The organism is Xanthomarina sp., from assembly GCF_035306705.1.
GTDB lineage: Bacteria > Bacteroidota > Bacteroidia > Flavobacteriales > Flavobacteriaceae > Xanthomarina.
In genome coordinates this window covers 46,892-63,229 of record NZ_DATGNO010000096.1, presented here as the reverse complement: position 1 = coordinate 63,229, position 16,338 = coordinate 46,892, and the positions used below count along the sequence as shown (strand labels likewise).

Sequence of the window (16,338 nt, the reverse complement as noted above, 5' to 3'; positions counted from 1 at the left end):
AAAAAAACCACGACATTTTTAAAAATGTCGTGGTTTCATATATTATGAATTCCTTTTAAATATGGAATTTATTATCCTAAAGCAACACGTTTAAAATCTGTAACAGAAACCTCTCCAAAAGAGCTTACATATTCTGCAACAGTTTGCTTGTCGTCTTTAATGAATTTTTGATCCAATAAACATTTCTCTTGGTCTAAAGTTGTGTTATCTGAAATAAAACGCTCCATTTTACCTGGAAGGATTTTATCCCAAATTTGTTCTGGCTTTCCTTCAGCTTTTAATTCGGCTTTAGCAGCTTCTTCAGCTTTAGCCAATACCTCTGGGGTTATTTGAGCCATAGAGATGTATTGAGGTACGTTTTTAGGAGTTTTGCCCATACGTAGTCTTTCAATATTATCTTTTTCAATAAAAGCAATTCTGGCTTCAGTTTCCGAAGCAATATAATCGGCTGTAAAACCTTTGTAAGATAAGCTAGTAGCTCCCATAGATGCTACTTGCATGGCTACGTCCTTAACTAAAGTTTCTGCATTAGCAACTTTAGAAGATAACCCAACCAAAGCAGCAATTTTATTGATATGAACATAAGAACCCACGTAAGGTGCTTCTAATTTTTCAAAACCTGTAATGTCTAATTTTTCACCAATAACTCCAGTTTGTTCAACTAATTTATCAGCTACTGTCATGCCTCCAAAATCAGATGCTAAAAAGTCTTCTTTAGTATTGAAATTGATAGCCTTTTCAGCTAATTCGTTTGCCAATGCCACAAAGTTGTCGTTTTTACCAACAAAATCTGTTTCACAACCTAATACAATTGCAACACCAACAGTATTATCATTGTTTATTTTAGCAATAGCAGCTCCTTCAGAGTTTTCACGATCGGCTCTTTTTTCTGCTACTTTTTGTCCTTTTTTACGTAGAACTTCAATGGCTTTATCAAAATTTCCTTCTGCTTCAACTAGAGCATTTTTACAATCCATCATACCTGCACCTGTAGATTGTCTTAATTTATTTACTTCTGCTGCTGTAATCTTTACCATAGCTTCCATTTTTATATTTAAAATTTAAAAAAGTCGTTTAATCTTACTTTCAGAAAGAAAAGAATAAACGACTTATTAATGTTGTGTTACTTATTTTATTCTTCCTCTTCTTGAGCTACTTTCTTTTTAGGAGCTGCTTTTTTCTCGGCAACTGGAGCATCATCTTGAGAAGGTTCTTTTTCTGCTTTTCTTTCCGCTAAACCATTAGCGATAGCATCTGTAACGTGAGTTAGAATTTTATTGATTGATTTAGAAGCATCATCATTTGCTGGGATAACATAATCCACTTGACGAGGATCTGAGTTGGTATCTACCATAGCAAAAATTGGAATGTTTAATTTTTGAGCTTCTGCAATTGCAATGTGTTCACGTTTAATATCAACAACAAACAAAGCCGCTGGTAAGCGTGTCATGTCGCTAATAGAACCTAAGTTCTTTTCTAATTTAGTACGTTGACGATCTACTTGTAAACGCTCTTTTTTAGATAAAGAATTAAAGGTACCATCTTTCTTCATTCTATCGATAGTAGCCATTTTTTTAACAGCTTTTCTAATAGTAACAAAGTTAGTTAACATCCCACCTGGCCATCTTTCAGTAATGTAAGGCATGTTAATGTTTCCTGCTTTTTCAGCAACGATATCTTTTGCTTGTTTTTTTGTAGCAACAAATAAGATTTTACGACCGGAAGCTGCAATTTTAGCAAGTGCATCTCCAGCTTCTTCCATTTTAGCTGCTGTTTTGTATAGGTTAATAATATGGATGCCATTACGCTCCATATATACGTAAGGAGCCATGTTTGGATCCCATTTACGTGTAAGGTGACCAAAGTGTACACCTGCTTCGAGTAATTCTTTTACTTCTACTGCCATTTTGTAATAGTTTACGTTCTGTTGAATTAGCAATGGCTTAGTGGTCTTTTTTGTAAAATCGCCTGAACCATTTAGATGCTAAACTAAATCCTGATTTCTAAGTTTTAGAGAAATCATGGACAACAATAACTGAGTTATTTTTTTGTTTTTTTCAACAAGATGGAGATTCTTATAAGAAAGATGTCCCATCTTGTTGAAGATAAATTAACGTTTAGAGAATTGGAATTTCTTACGAGCTTTCTTCTGACCGAATTTCTTACGCTCTACCATTCTTGGATCTCTAGTTAATAAACCTTCTGGTTTAAGAACCAATCTATGCTCCGGATCTATTTCGCACATAACACGAGAGATTCCTAAACGGATTGCTTCTGCTTGACCTGTGATACCTCCTCCATATACATTTATTGTAATATCAAAGTTGCCATCGTTGTTAGTCAAAGCTAAAGGTTGGTTTACTTTGTACTGCAAAGTAGCAGTAGGAAAATAAACAGCTAAGTCTTTTTTATTTATCGTGATGTTTCCGGTTCCTTCCGCAACATACACACGAGCAACAGCCGTCTTTCTACGACCGATTTTGTGAATTACTTCCATGTTATTTGAATTCTTCTAGGTTAATTGTTTTTGGTTTTTGAGCTGCATGAGTATGCTCAGAACCAACAACAACATTTAAATTACGGAATAAATCTGCACCTAATTTGTTTTTAGGTAACATTCCTTTTACTGATTTTTCTACTAATCTTGCTGGATCTTTTCCAAACAATTCTATAGCAGTTAAACTTCTTTGACCACCTGGGTAACCGGTGTGACGAATGTAAGTTTTATCGTCCCACTTGTTTCCTGTTAAGTTGATTTTTTCTGCATTGATAACAATTACGTTATCTCCACAATCAACGTGTGGTGTGAAGTTAGGCTTATGTTTTCCTCTTAAAAGTTTTGCAACTTTAGAAGATAAACGCCCTAGGCTTTGACCTTCAGCATCAACTAAAACCCACTCTTTATTAACAGTAGCTTTGTTGGCCGAAATTGTTTTGTAGCTTATTGTGTCCACACTTATTAAATTTTTTATCACGCGCGATGCATGATAGATTAAACATTCCTCTCTTTTTAAAGAGTTTGCAAATTTACGATTATATATTTGATTACCAAATAGTGTGGAAAGTTATTTTGATAACTTTGTTTATATCTTTATTCAGCTTTTAATTAATACAGAAACCTTTATGTATCAAGTTAAAGGATGTAGGTGCATGAAACAGGACTAAAAATCTTAAAATTTCTTATAAAGTCTTCTTTCTATAAATAAGATGAACCAGTCCAACAGTAACCGATAAACTAAGCCCTAAAATAGAAACACCTGTCCATCCATATTTAGTCCAAGCATAAGCGCCTAAAGTGGTGCCCAAAGCGCCACCTATAAAAAATCCTACCATATATATGGTGTTTACACGATTTCGAGCTTCGTGGTTTTTTGAAAAAATAATGTTCTGGTTGGTTATGTGTAAAGCCTGAAGGCCTAAATCGACTAAAATAACCCCAATAACCAAACCAATTATTGAATGTACAGAAAATAGAAAAACCAGCCAGGAAATTATTAATAGTAATACCGAAAACAAGATAATTTTATTCTGGCTAATTCTATCGTTCAATTTGCCCACAACAACGGCAGCCAATGCTCCCGCAATCCCAACCAAGCCAAAAGCACCTGAAACTCCACTTCCGTATCCAAAGGAATCTTCCATTAAAAAAACCAAGGTGGTCCAAAAAGCACTTAATCCTGCAAAAGCTAGGCCGCCACGTAGTGCTGCTAGCCTCACAGAGGGCTCGGTTTTAAAATAGTATCCTATGGATTTGAGTAAACTGGCATAACTGCCTTTGTACGTTGGATTTAAACTTGGTAATTTATATTGTAATAACAGGTAGAGCAAAACCATTAATATAGCGGCTACATAATACATAACACGCCATCCAAATTGTTCGCCTACCAAACCACTAATAACCCTGCTTCCTAAAATACCAATCAATAAACCACTCATAACGATTCCAATGGCACGTCCACGATTTTCTGGATTTGCCAATTGCGCGGCCATAGGAACAAACAATTGTGGAACAGCCGAAGAAAATCCGATAAAAAAACTGCTCAATATCATTAACCAGAGCGAATTTGACATGGCTGTAGCGATTAAAGCTGCCACCATTAATATAAAATCAAATTTTAAAATTTTCTTATTCGAAATTTTATCGCCTAAAGGAATAATAAATAGAAGCCCAAAAGCATACCCCAATTGCGTAGAAAGTGCCACATTGCTTATGGCTGATTCTGATACATTGAAACTTTCCGACATGAGATGCAGTAAAGGTTGGTTGTAATATAGATTGGCTACTATTAGTCCAGCAGAAACACTCATTAAGTATAAAACGGAATTGGAAAGATCTTGTTTCATTTAAGGCAATTTCTTAGTATGGGATTAGTTTTTTGAAAAAGGACGAAATTACAAAAGATGTTACAATAGCTTGTGCCTATTAGATTAAAATCAGCTTTTTATTTCATGGGTTTCTTGTTTTAAGATTTCTTAACAAAGCGCGTTAATCTTGGGTTAAACCTATTTGGATTTGATTTGCCAGCATTTAATTCAAAACTTATTGAAGAAGTTTGTGAAGGAAAGCACAAACTACATAAGTTAAACAGATAGATAGCTAAATTAGTTATCAAGATTTAAGGTCTTAATAAAAAAACGATTCTTTGCGAATCGTTTTTTTTGTGTCTGCAATGTGGTGCCTGTTCAACCAGTATTATAAGCTCAGTTTAAAAAAACATCACTTCTAGATTTTGCTAAGTGCCGTGCCTTTATGTGCAGCAATATGATCGGTTTTATCACTTTTAATCTCGTATTGTGGATCGTCTTTACTGGCGTGATGAGTATATCCTTTGTAATCAAAATCTGAATGATGGACTTTAATTATTTTTCCGGTAACATGCCCAGCTTCTGAATTCCATTTTACATGGTCTCCCACTTTAAAATGTGTCATGATAATTGCTTTTTAAGTATACAGATTAAAGTCTTTTATATGTTTTTCATAACATATTCGGTGATTCTATCGCATCTTCCAAAACCAAATTCAAAAATTTGTTTTTTATCAGACATGTCGTAGAGCGTTTCTTTAAGCATAGTTTTCGCACGATGTAAGCGTACTTTTACATTGGCAACCGTTAAATCTAAAACGAGAGCAATTTCCTTTAGGTTCATTTCTTCCACTTCTTTCATAATATAAACGGATTTATATTTGCTATCTAACTGGTTGATTGCGCGTTCCAAAAGTTGCTTTGTTTCCATTTGAATTAATGTGTCTTGCGGATTTAATTGTTTGCTGTCCGGTAGTTCTAAAATGCTGTTTTTCGTGCTGCCCTCAGGTGTTTCCCATAGCTGGTATAGCTTTCCTTTTTCTTTTATTCTAGCTAAGGCTTCATTGATGCCTATTCGAATGAGCCATGTGGAAAAAGCAGCATTCTGCTTAAATTGATATAACTTGGTATAAGCCTTGATATAGCTGTTTTGCATGGCATCTTCTATCTCGGCTTCATCTGTTAAATACCCTCTTATAACACGATATAATTTTTGATTATTTCGTCTAACCAAGATTTCGTAAAGTTCTTTTTCCCCTTTTAATATGCGGGTAACAAGTTCTTCTTCTTTTATTTTTTGCTTATTAAAATCGTTGATGTTTATGGCTTCCATGGTATGTCGTTTTTATTTAGATACCAAATTGATATTTAAGATACAAAATTTTGTAACCTTTTTTTAAAATTAGTATCAAAAGCTTATAACAAATTTATAAACACAAAAAAAAAGACGAGTATGAATACGAATGTGCATTTAGTAAAAAATCTGTTAAAATATACTTTTGGACTTGTGCCAATTGTTGCTGGGCTAGATAAATTCGCTAATATTTTAACAACTTGGAGCGACTATGTTTCAGATGGTCTTGCAGGAATGCTTCCTTTTGAGCCGGCTACTTTTATGATGCTTGTGGGTGTTGTAGAAATTGTAGCTGGTATTTTGGTACTTACTAAAACTAAAATTGGAGCTTATATTGTTTCAGTTTGGTTAACCTGTATTGCTTTAAGTCTACTTTTAAGCTGGACGTATGTAGATGTGGCTGTAAGAGATTTAGTGATGGCTATTGGAGCTTTTTCTTTAGCTAAATTATCGGAAAACGAACAAATTGGTCCAAGCAAAAAATAATTATATACAATGAAATTAAACGGAAATATATCAGATGTAAATACAGGTTTCTTAGAGCCTAGTAAGGAAAAAACCAGTTCTATTGAATATTCAAAAAAACCAATTTATAAAACATCGTTTGATTTAAGCGACTCGAAGAAAATTACGTTAATTTCAGAGAAGTTCAAGGATATTATGGAGATTCTTGGACTTGATTTAACAGATGATAGCTTGAAAGACACTCCAAAAAGAGTAGCAAAAATGTATGTAAATGAAGTCTTTAAAGGCTTAGACTTGAAAAACAAACCTCAGATAACCATATTTAAAAATAACTATGGTTATAAGACGCCTTTAATGGAATTACATATTCCGTTCACTTCGTTTTGCGAACATCATTTTGTGCCCATTCAAGGGGTGGCAAATATCGCTTACATCCCTGGGGATTATGTTGTGGGCCTCTCTAAAATCCACAGATTGGTCGATTTTTATGCCAGAAGACCACAAGTTCAAGAGCGATTGACCATGCAGATTTTTGAAGAATTAACTACAGCGCTTCAATGTAAAGATGTGGGCGTGGTTTTAAAAGCGAGCCATGAATGTATTTCCTGTCGAGGTGTTAATCATAAAGGTAGTGCTACGATAACCTCTGCAGTTTCAGGGTTTATAAAGGAAGACGGGCAAGTTATGTCGGTGTTATTCGATTTTAACTAATGGGTTTTTAAAAATATTTTGTTTATAGGAAACAATCAAATAGGTGCAAAAAAAACATCTCGTCCAAAATGTCTGGAGGAGATGTTTTTTTTAAGAGTTAAAAGAAAAACTATGCTTTTCCTTTATCGGCGCAACAAGCCATTTTGCAATCTTCTTTACATGCCATTTTTTTGTCGGCTGAAGCATCACTTGCATCTGCTTTTTTAGCACAGCATTCTTTTTGGCAATTTGCTTTTTCTTCAGCTGTTTTACCTTCGCAACAAGCTTGGTCGCAAGTTTTTATTTCACCAAAAGCATCTACAGCATGCATGTCTGTTACAGAATACATGTCGCCAGCCTTTTTAACTACTTCTTCTAACGAAGTTGGTGTAACTTTAGCTTCATCGTATTCTACCATAGCTAGTTTTTTGTCAAAATCTACAGTTGCCGATTTTACACCTTCCATTTTAGCCATTTTCTTTTCAATGCTTTTTGCACAACCCATAGCACAAGTCATTCCTTCGATAGTGAATTCTGCTTTGGCATAAGTAGCATTTGGATCTAAAGTAGCTGCTTCTTCAGTTGCTGTTTCAACTTCAACTGTTTTAATTTCTGGAGCTGTTTCGTTTTTACAAGCTGATACAAAAACCGTTAAAAGCACTAAGCCGATAATATTTTTTAATGTTGTCATTTTTATTTAAAAATTATTTTGATTACAAAAATAAGAATAAATAATATTTATCATATTAAAAATGAGAAATTTATGTGTAGAACATCAGACAATAAGTTAATACCTAAGAAATATCTAAAAAAACAGAAGTGCTTATTGATTTTAAGTTGAGATAAAAGGCATTTAATTGTGTTAAATGTAATATAATTTATTAAAAATTATGCTTTTAGTAAAATAATCACGAGATTTATTGAAATAAACCCAAAAGCATTAAAAATGAAAATATCATCTAAAATTTCTATTAAATATGGATTGATTACTGCTGGCTTGCTTATTGCCTATTTTTTAATATTAAGATTAATGGGATTGCATTACAATCCTTGGTTAAGGCTATCGAATGGGCTTTTCATGGCCTTTGGTATTTATATGGTTATAAAGCAGTATAAATTAATTTTGGGTGATGATTTTACCTATACCAATGGTTTTAAAACCGGCTTGATGACTGGTTTTTTGGCTACCTTTGTGTTTGCTTTGTTTATGGCTATTTATATGTTTCATTTAGATGTTGAATTTATGAATACCTTATTAAAAGAATGGTTTAAAGACTATAGCCATGGAGGAGGTATTTTGATTTTTATCATCTTAATTGAAGGGTTATCTTCTTCAACCATTCTAACCTTGACTTTTATGCAGATTTTTAAAATTAGTAAAAATGTTCCTCAAAAGAAATAAAACGTTTGTAATTTAATTAATTAGCAGTATATTTGCACCCGCTTTCCATTAGGCGAGCACATATATTTTAAACAAATTAATTAATAAACGTTACGCTATGTACGCAATTGTAGAGATAGCAGGGCATCAATTCAAAGTTGAAAAAGACCAAAGAGTCTTTGTTAATCGTTTAGCAACAGAAGAAGGTAAACAAGTGTCTTTTGACAATGTACTTCTTTTAGCTGATGGAGACAAAGTAACTGTAGGCGCCCCGGCTATAAACGGAGCTCAAGTAGGAGCCAAAGTTTTAAAGCACCTTAAAGGTGATAAAGTAATCGTTTTCAAAAAGAAAAGACGTAAAGGTTACCGTGTAAAAAACGGACACAGACAATCTTTAACTGAAATTCTTATTGAAAGCATTGTAGCTTCAGGAGCTAAACCAGCTGCTAAAGCTGAAAAGAAAGCTGCTCCAGCTAAAGAAGTAGCGCCAAAAGCTGATGCTCCAAAAGCAGAAGTTAAAAAGGCTGCTCCAAAAAAATCAACTGCAAAGGCGGACGATTTAAAGAAAATTGAAGGTGCTGGACCAAAAGCTGCTGAGGCTTTGGTAAATGCAGGATATGAAACTTTCGCTAAAGTAGCAAAGGCAACTCCTGAAGAATTAAGCACTGTTTTAACTGACGCTAGCTCAAGATTAGCTCATATAGTTACAGAAACTTGGCCAAAACAAGCTCAATTAGCTGCCGATGGTAAGTGGGATGAACTAAAAGAATTACAAGACAAATTAGACGGTGGAATTGAAAAGTAATTTTCATTTCATTTAAATATTAATTATATAAAACCTTAAGACAATGGCACATAAAAAAGGAGTCGGAAGTTCTAAAAACGGTAGAGATTCAGAATCGAATCGTTTAGGTGTAAAGATATTTGGTGGCCAAGCTGCAATAGCTGGTAACATTATCGTTAGACAAAGAGGTACTGCACATAAACCAGGTGATAATGTGTATGCTGGAAAAGACCATACTTTACATGCTAAAGTAGATGGCTTAGTGAAATTTACAAAGAAAAAAGATAATAAATCTTATGTTTCTGTAGAGCCTTTTGAGGCTTAAGAAACTATTTCTTTACTCAATTTAAAAACCCTTTCTGGAAACAGAGAGGGTTTTTGTTTTTAAAATAATCTATGGGTTTGTTGCTGTGTCTAGAAAAACTAATACATCCTTGATGCATCTTTGTAAGTCGGTTTTTATTTCTTTTTCCCAAAACCTAAATACCATATAATCCATATCATAAAGTTGTTGGCCGACTTCTTTGTCACGTTGCATATTTCTCTCTATTTTGGGTATCCAAAAATCCCGGTTACTTTTTAGGGATTGCTTTCTTTCCTCCCAATCATATCCATGCCAAAATTCTCCATCAATAAATATGGCCAATTTGTATTTTTGAATGGATATATCTGGTTTTTCGGGAAGCTTTTTGTTGTGTAGTCGATATCTAACCCCATGTTGCCACAAGGCTTTTCTAAACAATAATTCGGGCTTTGTGTTCTTGCCGTGAATGTTGCTCATTATTTTAGAACGCTTTTTGGTTGTATAAAATCCAGAAGCTTCATTAAATCGCAGGACTTTTATTTTCTCTTCTTTATATATCATAGAGTAACTGTAATATAAAGAATTTTAAATAAAAAATCCCAAACCGTCAAGTTTGGGATTTTCATATTAAGAGATTCCTATGTAAACAGGAATTTTTTAGTATCTATAGTACTCAGGTTTAAAAGGACCTTCAACTTCTACGCCAATATATTTAGCTTGATCTTCACGAAGCTCTGTTAATTCTACACCAATTTTCGCTAAGTGTAATTGAGCTACTTTTTCATCTAAATGCTTTGGTAACATATACACGTCATTCTCGTAAGCATCTTTGTTGGTCCAAAGTTCTATTTGAGCCAAGGTTTGATTTGTAAACGAGTTGCTCATTACAAAACTTGGATGCCCAGTAGCACAACCTAAATTAACTAATCGCCCTTGAGCTAAAATAATCACGTCTTTCCCATCAATTGTATATTTATCTACCTGTGGTTTAATCGTGTTTTTAGTATGTCCATGGGTTTTATTCAACCAAGCCATGTCAATTTCATTATCGAAATGTCCAATGTTACAAACAATGGTCTTGTCTTTCATAGCTTCAAAATGATGCCCTTGAACAATATCTTTATTTCCAGTTGTAGTAATTATTATATCAGCATTGGCAACAACAGTTTCTAGTTTTTTAACTTCAAAACCATCCATAGCCGCTTGTAATGCACAAATTGGATCGATTTCTGTAACAGTTACAATACTTCCGGCTCCTTTAAATGAGGCAGCTGTTCCTTTACCAACATCTCCATATCCACAAACAACTACGCGTTTTCCAGCCATCATAATGTCTGTTGCACGACGAACCGCATCAACAGCGCTCTCGCGACATCCGTATTTGTTATCGAATTTGGATTTTGTAACACTATCGTTTACATTAATTGCTGGCATTGGTAAGGTTCCTGCTTTTACACGTTCGTAAAGTCTGTGAACTCCAGTTGTGGTTTCTTCAGAAAGGCCATTAATTCCCGCAGCAAGTTCTGGATATTTATCTAGAACCATGTTGGTTAAATCGCCACCATCATCCAGAATCATGTTCAATGGTTTTCTGTCTTCTCCAAAAAACAGGGTTTGTTCAATACACCAATCAAACTCTTCTTCTGTCATGTCTTTCCATGCGTAAACAGCAGTTCCAGTTGCGGCAATTGCAGCAGCAGCTTGATCCTGAGTAGAGAAAATATTACAAGAACTCCAAGTAACTTCAGCGCCTAAAGCTTGTAGCGTTTCAATTAAAACAGCAGTTTGAATAGTCATGTGTAAACATCCCGCAATTCTAGCCCCTTTAAGAGGTTGAGAATTCTTGTATTCTTCACGAAGACTCATTAAACCTGGCATTTCTGCTTCAGCTAATTCCATTTCTTTTCTTCCCCATTCTGCAAGTGAGATATCTTTTACCTTATTTGGTACGTAAGCAACAGTTTTTGTATTCATTCTTTCTTAGTTTCTTTTGTTTTATTAAAGTCAACATTTTTGGTTTAGCACTTAAATTCGCTAAATTCGCTATATCAAAAACATTAATTTCGCCTTTGGAAGTGCAAAGATAACTAATAACTTTTAGAAAATTAAATGCCTCTTTATAAAACCTTAAGTCCTAATCCTCAAACTACTGTTAAAATCTGGAAGATTACAGAATCGTATGAGCATTTATTACAAGCAGTTACGCTTAAACCTGAAAACTTGGAACGTGTTTTAAGGATGAAAAGCGAATTGCACCAAAGAGGATTTTTAAGTGTAAGACATTTATTGGCAGAATTTGGTTATACAGATGCCGATTTGTACTATGATGAAAATGGGAAACCTCATTTAAAGGACGGAAAATTCATCTCTATTACACATTCTTTTACGTTTTCTGGGGTTATTGTTAGCGATTTTAAAGTGGGGATTGACATTGAAAAGCAACGAGATAAAATTGGTGTGATTGCTCATAAATTCATGGAATATGAGTTTCAATATTTAAAAAAAGAGGAAGCAGATTACATTAATAAACTAACAGTTATTTGGTGCGTTAAAGAATCGCTTTATAAGCTATTTGCTACTCCTGGCTTGAGTTTTTTACAACACACTTTAGTTATTCCATTTACTATAGAGGAAGCGTCAACAGTGGCTTGGATTGATTATCAAGATAAAAAATACAGGTTTAATACAGAGTTTTTCGAATTTGAAGGGTTTACCTGTGCTTACGCTCTACCTTCTTAATAAATAGGACTAGAGAAAACGTATAAAAAGATATTCGTGCATTCGTGGCTAAAAAGAAAACAATATATCAAAGCATTTTAAGATCCATTTCTAAAGGTGAAAAACTTTTAGCTGTTTTAATCGACCCCGACAAAATGAAGCCTGAAAGCTTAACCCATTTTTTTATTAAAGTTAATAAATCCACTGCTACTCATATTTTTGTGGGAGGAAGTACTGTGGACGAGTTTGCCACAGAAAAACTGGTTTTAGAAATTAAAAAACAAACCTCTTTACCAATCGTTATTTTTCCAGGAGATGTATCTCAAATTACGGATCAGGCAGATGCTTTGTTGTTTTTATCTTTAATTTCGGGTAGAAATCCGGAGTACCTCATTGGGAAGCAGGTAGCTTCTGTTTCAAAATTAAGAAAGACTGAATTGGAAGTTATTCCAACGGGATACCTATTAATTGAAAATGGCAAAGAAACAGCTGTTCAAAAGGTAACAGATACAAAACCGATGTCTAAAAGTAATATTCAGGAAATTGTTGACACAGCAAAAGCTGGCGAATTCTTAGGAATGAAATTAATATATCTGGAAGCTGGGAGTGGTGCTTTACAACCTATTGCTTCTGAAATTATAATAAAAACAAAAATAGATTTAGATATTCCTCTAATTGTTGGAGGAGGAATTAGAACAAAAAAGCAATTAGAGGAAGCCTATCATTCAGGAGCCGATTTAGTAGTTATTGGAACTGCTTTTGAAGATGATGATAGCTTTTTTGAGGAGCTAATGAAATAAAATAAAACACCCTTCTTCCTGTCTGTGTGGGCAATTGAGGGAATATAAATATATTATGAGAATATCAGTAGACTTAACCTTATCGCCTTTACAAGACGATTATGAGATTCATGTTATAAACTTTATAAAAGCCTTGAGAGATTCCAAATTCACAGTTTTGGAAAACCCGTTAAGCACTCAAATATTTGGAGATTATCATGAATTGATGCCTTTTTTAACAGCTCAAATCCACAAATCGTTCGAGGAACAAACAATATGTGTTTTAACCATGAAGGTTGTAAAAACAGATAGAAGCGACTATGAACCAAATTTTTAATTTTTTTTTCGAGCAATACGCAAGGTATCAAACCATCGATATTACTTTAGAGGTTATTGCCGTTATTTTTGGGTTTCTCTCAGTTTGGTTTTCTAAGCAAAACAATATTTTAGTCTTCCCAACTGGGCTTATTAGCACAAGTATTTTCGTGTATCTACTTTTAAAATGGGGATTATTAGGCGATATGATGATTAACGCCTATTATTTTATTATGAGTATTTATGGGTGGTATATTTGGACTAGAAAAGTGGATGCCACACATGTTACACCTATTTCATTTACAACTAAAAAGGAAAGAATAGTTAGTGTTTGGATTTTCTTCGCAACCTTATTATTTGTATTTATTGTCTACAACGTCTTTAATATGTGGACAAGTTGGGTGGCTTATGTAGATACTTTAACAACGGCCATTTTCTTTGTAGGGATGTGGCTTATGGCAAGGAAAAAAGTGGAAAATTGGATTTTTTGGATTATAGGCGATTTAATTTCAATTCCCTTATATTTCTATAAAGGGTTTACCTTTACCAGTTTACAATATTTAGGATTTACAGTAATTGCAATATTTGGATATCTAGCATGGAAGAAACACTTAAACAACAAGACAGCAACTGCCTGAAAGTAGTTTTATTTGGACCGGAATCTACTGGAAAAACTATTTTGGCCAAGCAATTAGCTGCACATTATAATACACTTTGGGTGCCCGAATTCTCAAGAAGTTATGCTGAGGAAAAATCAAAACACAATGAAGTTCTAACCAAAGACGACGTTTTGCCAATTGCTATTGGGCAAATGGCTTTGGAGAACTCCTTGGCAAAACAAGTTGAAAGCTTATTGATATGCGATACTAATCTACTGGAAACTAAGGTGTATAGCGAAGCATATTATAACGGTTATTCTCCTGAAATCTTAAACAAATACGCCAAGGAAAATAACTATAATCTTTATTTTTTAACTAATATTGATATTCCTTGGGAGGATGATGGAATTCGAGATAGACCCAACGAGCGAAAAAACATGTTTAATGCGTTTCAATCAACTTTAATTAAAAACAACATTCCCTATGTGTTATTGAAGGGTAGTTTGCCAAATAGGTTGGAAATCGCTATAAAACATATAGATAAATTAATAAAAAACAACTGAATGTTTTCAGATAAAGACATCAATCAAATTAAACAAAAGGGACTAACTGTTGAAAAAGTAAGTTCTCAAATCGAGCTATTTAAAACGGGCTTGCCTTTTGTAAATTTGCAATCTGCTGCAACTATTAACCATGGAATTTTAAAACTTTCAGATGAAGAGAAAGAAGCATTCATTCAATTGTTTGATGCTAAAAGAAACGAATATTCCATTCTAAAATTTGTACCAGCTTCTGGTGCAGCAACTAGAATGTTTAAATCGTTTTTTAGTTTTATAGAAGATTATAACCCCGATCAAGAAACTGTAAATGCATATATAAATAGGACCAAAGAAGCCTTACTGGCTGTGTTTTTTGTTGGTTTGGAAAAATTGCCTTTTTACAGAATTGTTTTAGATAAAATTGAAAAAATTTACCCAGAATACCATAGCTCTTCAACAGATAAACAGCGGTATATGTTTGTAAAAACCATGTTGGATGAAGATAAGTTAAATTATGGGTTTTTTCCAAAAGGCCTATTGCCATTTCATTTATATAAAGAGCATACGGCAACAGCTTTTGAAGAGCATTTGTTTGAAGCTGCATTATACGCTTCAGCCAATAATAAGGCTGTTTTACATTATACCATTTCCGAAAAATATAAAGATATTTTTGACGACGAATTTAAAAAAATCCAAACCATTGTAGAGCGGAAAACAAATACCAAATTCGAGATATCCTTCTCTTATCAAAAGGAAGCTACCGATACTATTGCCGTAACAGAATACAATGAGCCATTTAGAGCAGAAGATAATAGTTTGTTGTTTAGACCTTCTGGCCATGGCGCCTTACTTTCAAATTTAGGCGATTTGGATGCAGACATCATCTTTATTAAAAACATTGATAATGTGGTGGTTTTTAAATATGAAGATGAAGTTAGCGAATACAAAAAGATGTTAGCTGGAATCTTAATTCAACTTCAAGACAAAGCTTTTAGATATCTAAAAAAACTGGAATCCCAAGACATATCCCAAGCTGATTTAGTAGAGATTGCCAAGTTTTTAACAAATAAGATGAATGTGGTTATTTCTTCGGAATTTGAGAAATATGCCAACGAATATCAGATAAAATATTTAACAGAAAAGCTAAATAGACCTATTCGGGTTTGTGGGATGGTTAAAAACGAAGGAGAACCTGGAGGTGGTCCTTTTTGGGTAAAAGACGAAAGTGGTCAAGTTTCTTTACAAATTGTAGAATCTGCCCAAATTAGTAAAAAAGATAAAAAGCAAAAAGAGATTTTAAAAAATGCCACTCATTTTAATCCTGTAGACTTGGTTTGTGGTACTAAAGACTACAAAGGCAACCGTTTTGACTTAGAGCAGTTTGTGGACCATAAAACAGCATTTATAACCATGAAAACCAAAACGGGAAAAGATCTGAAAGCGCTTGAATTACCAGGGCTTTGGAATGGAAGTATGGCATATTGGAACACCATTTTTGTAGAAGTGCCATTGATAACTTTTAATCCGGTTAAAACAGTTACAGACTTATTAAAACCAACACATCAAGTAAAATAACATGTTTGATGCAGCTTTACTTATTTCTGAATTAAACTTCAAAGCCATTAGAAGTTCTGGAGCTGGCGGGCAGCATGTTAATAAAGTGTCGTCTAAAGTGGTTTTGAATTTCGATTTAACGAACTCTCAGGTTTTTTCTGAAGAACAACGTGCTTTATTGTTTAAAAACTTAGCAAACAGATTGACCACAGAGGGAGTGCTTATTTTACAAAGTGATGAGAGTAGGAGTCAGCATAAAAATAAAGAATTGGTAATAAAACGCTTTTTAGAGCTAATTAGACACAGCTTAAAACGTCCTAAAAAACGTAAACCAACTAAAGTTCCAAGAGCTGTTAAATTAAAACGCTTATCTAAAAAGAAGCAACAAGCTGATAAGAAAGCCAATAGGAGGCCTCCGGATATAAACTAAATATTTTCTCATTCTTTGTTGGAAATTCTTAACTGATAACTATCTTTGCAGCGTTCTCAAAAAGGGGTGCTTTTTTGATTGCCGATTTTAGGTTGCCGATTTCAATTTGATGAATTTAAAAC

General features: G+C 33.9%; 22 protein-coding genes. 12 read left to right on the top strand and 10 right to left on the bottom strand.

Annotated elements, in window-relative coordinates:
• Window positions 1-71: 71 nt before the first annotated feature.
• From tsf to VKY47_RS08665, 7 genes are all read right to left on the bottom strand, one after another.
• Window positions 72-1,037 (bottom strand): translation elongation factor Ts, encoded by a 966-nt coding sequence (gene tsf, locus VKY47_RS08695; RefSeq protein WP_324312059.1) that lies wholly within the window; start codon window positions 1,035-1,037, stop codon window positions 72-74.
• Between the two features lie 95 nt (window positions 1,038-1,132).
• Window positions 1,133-1,906, bottom strand: a complete 774-nt coding sequence (rpsB, locus tag VKY47_RS08690) for a 30S ribosomal protein S2 (RefSeq protein ID WP_324312057.1) — start codon at window positions 1,904-1,906, stop codon at window positions 1,133-1,135.
• Between the two features lie 204 nt (window positions 1,907-2,110).
• On the bottom strand, window positions 2,111-2,497 hold the full coding sequence (rpsI, locus tag VKY47_RS08685) for a 30S ribosomal protein S9 (protein WP_324312055.1): 387 nt from the start codon (window positions 2,495-2,497) through the stop codon (window positions 2,111-2,113).
• A gap of 1 nt (window position 2,498) precedes the next feature.
• The gene (gene rplM / locus VKY47_RS08680; protein WP_324312053.1) at window positions 2,499-2,954 is read right to left on the bottom strand and encodes a 50S ribosomal protein L13; all 456 of its coding nucleotides are present in this window, start codon (window positions 2,952-2,954) and stop codon (window positions 2,499-2,501) included.
• 226 nt (window positions 2,955-3,180) lie between these two features.
• The gene (locus VKY47_RS08675; protein WP_324312051.1) at window positions 3,181-4,344 is read right to left on the bottom strand and encodes an MFS transporter; all 1,164 of its coding nucleotides are present in this window, start codon (window positions 4,342-4,344) and stop codon (window positions 3,181-3,183) included.
• A gap of 379 nt (window positions 4,345-4,723) precedes the next feature.
• Window positions 4,724-4,930 carry a hypervirulence associated TUDOR domain-containing protein gene (locus tag VKY47_RS08670; RefSeq protein ID WP_324312050.1) on the bottom strand — a complete coding sequence of 69 codons (207 nt, stop codon included), beginning with the start codon at window positions 4,928-4,930 and terminating at the stop codon, window positions 4,724-4,726.
• Window positions 4,931-4,965: 35 nt separating this feature from the next.
• Complete coding sequence (locus VKY47_RS08665; RefSeq protein ID WP_324312049.1) at window positions 4,966-5,637, bottom strand: RNA polymerase sigma factor; 672 nt, start codon at window positions 5,635-5,637, stop codon at window positions 4,966-4,968.
• 120 nt (window positions 5,638-5,757) lie between these two features.
• Here VKY47_RS08665 and VKY47_RS08660 point away from each other — a divergent pair, with 120 nt between their 5' ends.
• A complete protein-coding gene (locus VKY47_RS08660; RefSeq protein ID WP_324312048.1) occupies window positions 5,758-6,144 on the top strand; it encodes a hypothetical protein in 387 nt (128 codons plus the stop codon).
• A gap of 9 nt (window positions 6,145-6,153) precedes the next feature.
• Complete coding sequence (gene folE / locus VKY47_RS08655; RefSeq protein WP_324312047.1) at window positions 6,154-6,834, top strand: GTP cyclohydrolase I FolE; 681 nt, start codon at window positions 6,154-6,156, stop codon at window positions 6,832-6,834.
• Between the two features lie 109 nt (window positions 6,835-6,943).
• Here folE and VKY47_RS08650 read toward each other — a convergent pair whose 3' ends face one another.
• A complete protein-coding gene (locus tag VKY47_RS08650; protein WP_324312046.1) occupies window positions 6,944-7,504 on the bottom strand; it encodes a heavy-metal-associated domain-containing protein in 561 nt (186 codons plus the stop codon).
• Window positions 7,505-7,759: 255 nt separating this feature from the next.
• On the opposite strand from VKY47_RS08650, the gene VKY47_RS08645 reads away from it, so the two are divergent.
• The 3 genes from VKY47_RS08645 to rpmA all read left to right on the top strand — a co-directional run bounded on the left by VKY47_RS08645 (window position 7,760) and on the right by rpmA (window position 9,303).
• On the top strand, window positions 7,760-8,215 hold the full coding sequence (locus VKY47_RS08645; RefSeq protein WP_324312045.1) for a DUF4199 domain-containing protein: 456 nt from the start codon (window positions 7,760-7,762) through the stop codon (window positions 8,213-8,215).
• 97 nt (window positions 8,216-8,312) lie between these two features.
• Window positions 8,313-8,999: a 50S ribosomal protein L21 gene (rplU, locus tag VKY47_RS08640; protein WP_324312044.1), complete on the top strand. Its 687-nt coding sequence runs from the start codon at window positions 8,313-8,315 to the stop codon at window positions 8,997-8,999.
• A gap of 43 nt (window positions 9,000-9,042) precedes the next feature.
• Window positions 9,043-9,303, top strand: coding sequence for a 50S ribosomal protein L27 (gene rpmA / locus VKY47_RS08635; RefSeq protein WP_324312042.1), 261 nt, complete (start codon window positions 9,043-9,045; stop codon window positions 9,301-9,303).
• 69 nt (window positions 9,304-9,372) lie between these two features.
• Here rpmA and VKY47_RS08630 read toward each other — a convergent pair whose 3' ends face one another.
• On the bottom strand, window positions 9,373-9,843 hold the full coding sequence (locus VKY47_RS08630; RefSeq protein ID WP_324312041.1) for a very short patch repair endonuclease: 471 nt from the start codon (window positions 9,841-9,843) through the stop codon (window positions 9,373-9,375).
• Between the two features lie 96 nt (window positions 9,844-9,939).
• Window positions 9,940-11,256 (bottom strand): adenosylhomocysteinase, encoded by a 1,317-nt coding sequence (gene ahcY, locus VKY47_RS08625; protein ID WP_324312039.1) that lies wholly within the window; start codon window positions 11,254-11,256, stop codon window positions 9,940-9,942.
• Window positions 11,257-11,391: 135 nt separating this feature from the next.
• Between ahcY and VKY47_RS08620 the strand changes: the two genes are divergently transcribed.
• Genes VKY47_RS08620 through arfB form a run of 7 tightly spaced genes read left to right on the top strand, consistent with a single transcriptional unit; the run spans window position 11,392 to window position 16,216 of the window.
• Window positions 11,392-12,021, top strand: a complete 630-nt coding sequence (locus VKY47_RS08620; protein ID WP_324312037.1) for a 4'-phosphopantetheinyl transferase family protein — start codon at window positions 11,392-11,394, stop codon at window positions 12,019-12,021.
• A 44-nt stretch (window positions 12,022-12,065) separates the two neighbouring features.
• Window positions 12,066-12,800, top strand: a complete 735-nt coding sequence (locus VKY47_RS08615) for a phosphoglycerol geranylgeranyltransferase (RefSeq protein WP_324312036.1) — start codon at window positions 12,066-12,068, stop codon at window positions 12,798-12,800.
• A 55-nt stretch (window positions 12,801-12,855) separates the two neighbouring features.
• Window positions 12,856-13,116, top strand: coding sequence for a hypothetical protein (locus VKY47_RS08610; protein ID WP_324312034.1), 261 nt, complete (start codon window positions 12,856-12,858; stop codon window positions 13,114-13,116).
• Window positions 13,100-13,732 carry a nicotinamide riboside transporter PnuC gene (pnuC, locus tag VKY47_RS08605; RefSeq protein ID WP_324312033.1) on the top strand — a complete coding sequence of 211 codons (633 nt, stop codon included), beginning with the start codon at window positions 13,100-13,102 and terminating at the stop codon, window positions 13,730-13,732. The genes VKY47_RS08610 and pnuC overlap by 17 nt, the downstream gene beginning before the upstream one ends.
• Window positions 13,693-14,256 carry an ATP-binding protein gene (locus VKY47_RS08600; protein WP_324312032.1) on the top strand — a complete coding sequence of 188 codons (564 nt, stop codon included), beginning with the start codon at window positions 13,693-13,695 and terminating at the stop codon, window positions 14,254-14,256. Before pnuC ends, VKY47_RS08600 begins: the two co-directional genes overlap by 40 nt.
• Entirely contained in the window at window positions 14,257-15,807 is a 1,551-nt protein-coding gene (locus VKY47_RS08595) for a DUF4301 family protein (RefSeq protein ID WP_324312030.1), read from the top strand.
• 1 nt (window position 15,808) lies between these two features.
• The gene (arfB, locus tag VKY47_RS08590) at window positions 15,809-16,216 is read left to right on the top strand and encodes an alternative ribosome rescue aminoacyl-tRNA hydrolase ArfB (protein ID WP_324312028.1); all 408 of its coding nucleotides are present in this window, start codon (window positions 15,809-15,811) and stop codon (window positions 16,214-16,216) included.
• Window positions 16,217-16,338 lie beyond the last annotated feature (122 nt).

Bases quoted from the DNA above. Each gene is read 5' to 3' on its own strand.
- VKY47_RS08670 (WP_324312050.1), bottom strand. From the start codon at position 4,930: ATGACACATTTTAAAGTGGGAGACCATGTAAAATGGAATTCAGAAGCT.
- VKY47_RS08595 (WP_324312030.1), top strand. From the start codon at position 14,257: ATGTTTTCAGATAAAGACATCAATCAAATTAAACAAAAGGGACTAACT.
- rpsB (WP_324312057.1), bottom strand. From the start codon at position 1,906: ATGGCAGTAGAAGTAAAAGAATTACTCGAAGCAGGTGTACACTTTGGT.
- VKY47_RS08620 (WP_324312037.1), top strand. From the start codon at position 11,392: ATGCCTCTTTATAAAACCTTAAGTCCTAATCCTCAAACTACTGTTAAA.
- rpsI (WP_324312055.1), bottom strand. From the start codon at position 2,497: ATGGAAGTAATTCACAAAATCGGTCGTAGAAAGACGGCTGTTGCTCGT.
- VKY47_RS08645 (WP_324312045.1), top strand. From the start codon at position 7,760: ATGAAAATATCATCTAAAATTTCTATTAAATATGGATTGATTACTGCT.
- pnuC (WP_324312033.1), top strand. From the start codon at position 13,100: ATGAACCAAATTTTTAATTTTTTTTTCGAGCAATACGCAAGGTATCAA.
- rpmA (WP_324312042.1), top strand. From the start codon at position 9,043: ATGGCACATAAAAAAGGAGTCGGAAGTTCTAAAAACGGTAGAGATTCA.
- VKY47_RS08650 (WP_324312046.1), bottom strand. From the start codon at position 7,504: ATGACAACATTAAAAAATATTATCGGCTTAGTGCTTTTAACGGTTTTT.
- rplU (WP_324312044.1), top strand. From the start codon at position 8,313: ATGTACGCAATTGTAGAGATAGCAGGGCATCAATTCAAAGTTGAAAAA.
- tsf (WP_324312059.1), bottom strand. From the start codon at position 1,037: ATGGTAAAGATTACAGCAGCAGAAGTAAATAAATTAAGACAATCTACA.
- ahcY (WP_324312039.1), bottom strand. From the start codon at position 11,256: ATGAATACAAAAACTGTTGCTTACGTACCAAATAAGGTAAAAGATATC.
- arfB (WP_324312028.1), top strand. From the start codon at position 15,809: ATGTTTGATGCAGCTTTACTTATTTCTGAATTAAACTTCAAAGCCATT.
- VKY47_RS08610 (WP_324312034.1), top strand. From the start codon at position 12,856: ATGAGAATATCAGTAGACTTAACCTTATCGCCTTTACAAGACGATTAT.
- VKY47_RS08665 (WP_324312049.1), bottom strand. From the start codon at position 5,637: ATGGAAGCCATAAACATCAACGATTTTAATAAGCAAAAAATAAAAGAA.
- folE (WP_324312047.1), top strand. From the start codon at position 6,154: ATGAAATTAAACGGAAATATATCAGATGTAAATACAGGTTTCTTAGAG.
- VKY47_RS08675 (WP_324312051.1), bottom strand. From the start codon at position 4,344: ATGAAACAAGATCTTTCCAATTCCGTTTTATACTTAATGAGTGTTTCT.
- VKY47_RS08630 (WP_324312041.1), bottom strand. From the start codon at position 9,843: ATGATATATAAAGAAGAGAAAATAAAAGTCCTGCGATTTAATGAAGCT.
- VKY47_RS08600 (WP_324312032.1), top strand. From the start codon at position 13,693: ATGGAAGAAACACTTAAACAACAAGACAGCAACTGCCTGAAAGTAGTT.
- VKY47_RS08660 (WP_324312048.1), top strand. From the start codon at position 5,758: ATGAATACGAATGTGCATTTAGTAAAAAATCTGTTAAAATATACTTTT.